Raw genomic sequence first — 3,569 nt, forward strand, 5'->3', positions numbered from 1 at the left:
GTGTACGGCCCCCCGCACGGCACATCGCTGGCCACGTAGGGGAAATCGGCTTCAAGCACTGTTCCCGGACTCACGAGCATGTCGTGGGCCCACCAGCCGCCGTTGCACCCCCAACCCTTGGTGTTGCAGGAGACTAAGTACTGCTCGGAGAGGTCGGTGAGCAGGGACTGTTTTATCAGCAGTACGGATTCAAGAGAGGCGATGGTACCAAAGGCCCAGCAGCTGCCGCAGCCATCCTGGTCGCGCACCGGGCTGACGCCGTTATGCTGCCGCCAGTCCCAGGAAGAAGGGAGGGCGACGCGTTCCTCAACGGCGCGCAAGGGCGCGGGCCGCACCGCGGTCAGGGAGCGCTGTCGGGCCGTCTTGCGCCAATCGGGTGCTTCACGTAACCCACAGAGTTGGTCCAGGGTAAAGCTCAGTGCAGGGTTGGCGCCCACGGTGAAGGAGTAACGGCCGGTGGCCAGCTCCGTCTGCAGGCGCTGGAGCTGTGCTTCGATCTGCGCCTGGGTCAGCTGCTGGGCAAGGAGGGCGCTGCACGTCAGCAGCAGGGCAAAGAGCACAAAGAGGGTGCGTCGCATGGTTCCACCTCCACTACTTGAGCTGCGAAGCAACAGATCCGGCCCTCTACCTGGGGGCGCCGAGGCCTCCATGGTACAGGCTAAAGGCGCTTCCCGCGGCCGGCCTGGTCACTTGACCACGATGCGCACGGTGAAGGTATCGGCTGGCGCCTCTTTCTCCCATGGCCGCCGGTACACCAGGCGCAGGGTCGCCACTCCATTCTTCACTGCCTTGAAGCGGAAGGTAAAAGTGCCCGGTGCTCCCATGAGATTAGAGCGGGGCACGTACTCTACCTCTTTCGCCTGCGCAATGGTGGCAGAGTCTACTTCGGCTACCTCCCAGGTGAATCCGGTGGTCGGGTTTCCCTCCAAAGCGAGGGTGATTTCCTGGCCCTGGCGCAGGCGCACTTCTCTGCCATGGTCGGCCTTGGTGAGCAGCGTTCGTTCCCCCTGGCTGTTGCACCTGCCAAGGGCAACAGCTATGATGAGAATGGCACACAGGCGCATGGTGCGCTCCTTTTTCCAAGGGCTGCCCGATTGATTATCGGCAGGCACTGGGGCCTCCGCCCTGCCTCAAACATCTTTACAGGTGCCATTGCCAGGCCGTCTGCGGCTGGCAACTTGGGGTGATGGCCTTGGCCGGCGGTACTTGCCCGCCGCTTCCCATCCTGTTCACGCCGGGCTGAGGTCCCAGGCGATGAACCTCTTGTGGTTATTGTACGCAATTCCGGGGGCAATGTCAAGCGAAAAGTGGAGCAAAGCGACCCCTGGGTTGTCGAAGACCCGGGGAGACCCCCACAGCACCTCATGATGTGCCGGGCCGGACGTCGGGCGGAGCGTGAGCCGGACACTCGGCACACCGCAAGGACTGCAGATTTTTCCTTGCATTCTTTGGCAGCGATTCTTATATTGCACAGAGCCTGAACCAAGGAGGAAATGGCGCCATGAAGACCAGGAGGCTGGTCCTACTGGCCGTCGTGCTTGGCCTGCTGACCAGCGGCTGCGGCCGTAGCGCGGACTTGATCATCGTCAATGGCAAGGTCTGGACGGTCAACGCGCGACAGCCGCTCGCCGAGGCGGTGGCTGTGCAGGACGACAAGATCGTCGCCGTGGGGAACACCGCGGACATCCTCGCTCGGCGGGACAGCCGGACCACCGTGATCGATGCTCAGGGCAGGCTGGTGATGCCCGGGTTCAACGACGCCCACCTGCACTTTAGGAGTGGCGGTGCCGCCTTGCTGCAGGTAGTGCTGGATGGCTGTCGGGCGCCTGAAGAGGTGCAGCAACGGGTGGCCGCCAAGGTGGCCGAGCTTGGCCCTGGGCAGTGGGTCACCGGACGCGGCTGGGACCACACGCTGTTCAACAAAGGCGTGTGGCCCGACAAGAGCCTGTTGGACAAGGTCAGCCCCGACAATCCGGTCTATCTGACAAGGGTCGATGGGCACGTGGGGTGGGCGAACTCTTTGGCTTTGGCGCGCGCCGGCATCACCCGCCAGACACCCGACCCACCTGGCGGTCAGATCGTAAGGGACCCTTCGACCGGCGAACCTACGGGTATCCTCAAAGAGGCCGCCTCTTCCTTGGTAGCACGCGTCGTACCCCCGCCCACCGCCGAGCAGGAACGAGAGGCCGTGCGCAAGGCGCTCGCTGAGGCCAGGCGGCTGGGGGTGACGTCCGTCCAGGACAATTCGGGCGTCTCGTCAGTTGGCTTGTACAGGGAGTTCCTGGAGCGTGGCGAGCTGACAGTCCGCGTCACCGAGTGGTTGGACTTTGGCCTTGCGGCGCAACCCGCTCTCCTGCAGAAGGTCTACCGCGAGAATCTGCGTCTTTGCGACGGGCGCTACCTGCGCCTTGGCTTGCTCAAGGGCTTTGTCGACGGCACCCTGGGCTCCCGCACCGCCTACTTCTTTGAAGGCTACCAGGACGAGCCCGCGAATGTGGGCATCCCGCAGATTGACCAGGAAAAACTCACCGCCATGGTGTGCACCGCCGATAGCCTTGGTTTTCAAGTGGGGCTACACTGCATCGGCTCGCGCGCCAACTGGATGGCCCTCAACGCCTTTGAGGAGGCGCAGGGGCGTTTCGGCGTACGCGACCGCCGGCATCGCCTGGAACACGCGCAGGTGCTGAGGCTGGTGGACATTCCGCGACTGGCTGAGCTCGGCGTCATCGCTTCCATGCAGCCGACGCACTGCACCTCGGACATGCGGTGGGCGGAACAGCGCATCGGCCACGAGCGCTGCAAAGGTGCCTATGCCTGGCGACGCATCCTCGATGCTGGCGGCAAAATCTGCTTCGGCACCGACTGGCCCGTGGAACCGCTCGATCCCATGCGCGGCCTCTATTCCGCAGTCACCAGGCAAAGCATCGACACTCACGAGCCCCCAGGGGGATGGTTTCCCGACCAGCGATTGACCATCGAGGAGGCCATCTACCTCTACACGCTCGGCGCGGCCTTTGCCGAATTCCAAGAACAGGCGAAAGGGTCCATCGAGCCTGGCAAGTATGCGGACATTATTGTCTTGTCAAAGGACCTGCTGTCGATTCCTCCCGAAGAGATACTCACCACTGAGGTGGTGCTCACCATTGTCGGCGGAAAGGTCGTGTACCAGAAGAACTAAGCGAATGGGAGACGCAAAGATGGACCACAGGCATGCAGCAAAGAGGGTGGCATTTATTCTGATCGCGACGCTGGCTGCTTTGCAACTGACGGCCCAGGAACTCCCCAACGGAGAGACCGCCAAATCCTACGTGACCTACTTGGCCAGCGACGCCTTGCAAGGGCGGGATACGGGCACGCCGGGCTTTGAGAAGGCGGCAGCCTGGGTGGCTGCGCATTTCCGCGAATGGGGGCTACAACCGGGCGGCGACCACGGCAGCTACTTTCAGGAGTTTCCCTTGGAATTTTATCAGGCCGACATCGAAGTGCCCACGCTCAAAGTGGCCGGGCGGAGTTTTTCCTTCCAGGAGGAGGACTTTCGCGTGATGGCCTATTCGGGCGGAGGCAAAGTC

4 protein-coding genes are annotated in these 3,569 nt (G+C 62.9%); 2 read left to right on the plus strand and 2 right to left on the minus strand.

Going from position 1 to position 3,569, the window contains the following annotated elements; all coding sequences use genetic code 11:
• On the minus strand, positions 1-578 hold a 578-nt coding region (locus tag H5U38_05590; GenBank protein MBC7186488.1), incomplete at its 3' end, for a hypothetical protein.
• A 108-nt stretch (positions 579-686) separates the two neighbouring features.
• Positions 687-1,064, minus strand: coding sequence for a protease inhibitor I42 family protein (locus H5U38_05595; protein ID MBC7186489.1), 378 nt, complete (start codon positions 1,062-1,064; stop codon positions 687-689).
• Between the two features lie 437 nt (positions 1,065-1,501).
• Here H5U38_05595 and H5U38_05600 point away from each other — a divergent pair, with 437 nt between their 5' ends.
• Complete coding sequence (locus H5U38_05600; GenBank protein MBC7186490.1) at positions 1,502-3,178, plus strand: amidohydrolase; 1,677 nt, start codon at positions 1,502-1,504, stop codon at positions 3,176-3,178.
• A gap of 19 nt (positions 3,179-3,197) precedes the next feature.
• Positions 3,198-3,569 (plus strand): hypothetical protein (locus tag H5U38_05605; GenBank protein ID MBC7186491.1); only part of this gene is annotated, 372 nt, incomplete at its 3' end.

This window comes from Calditrichota bacterium, from assembly GCA_014359355.1.
Lineage (GTDB): Bacteria > Zhuqueibacterota > Zhuqueibacteria > JANLFK01 > Oleimicrobiaceae > Oleimicrobium.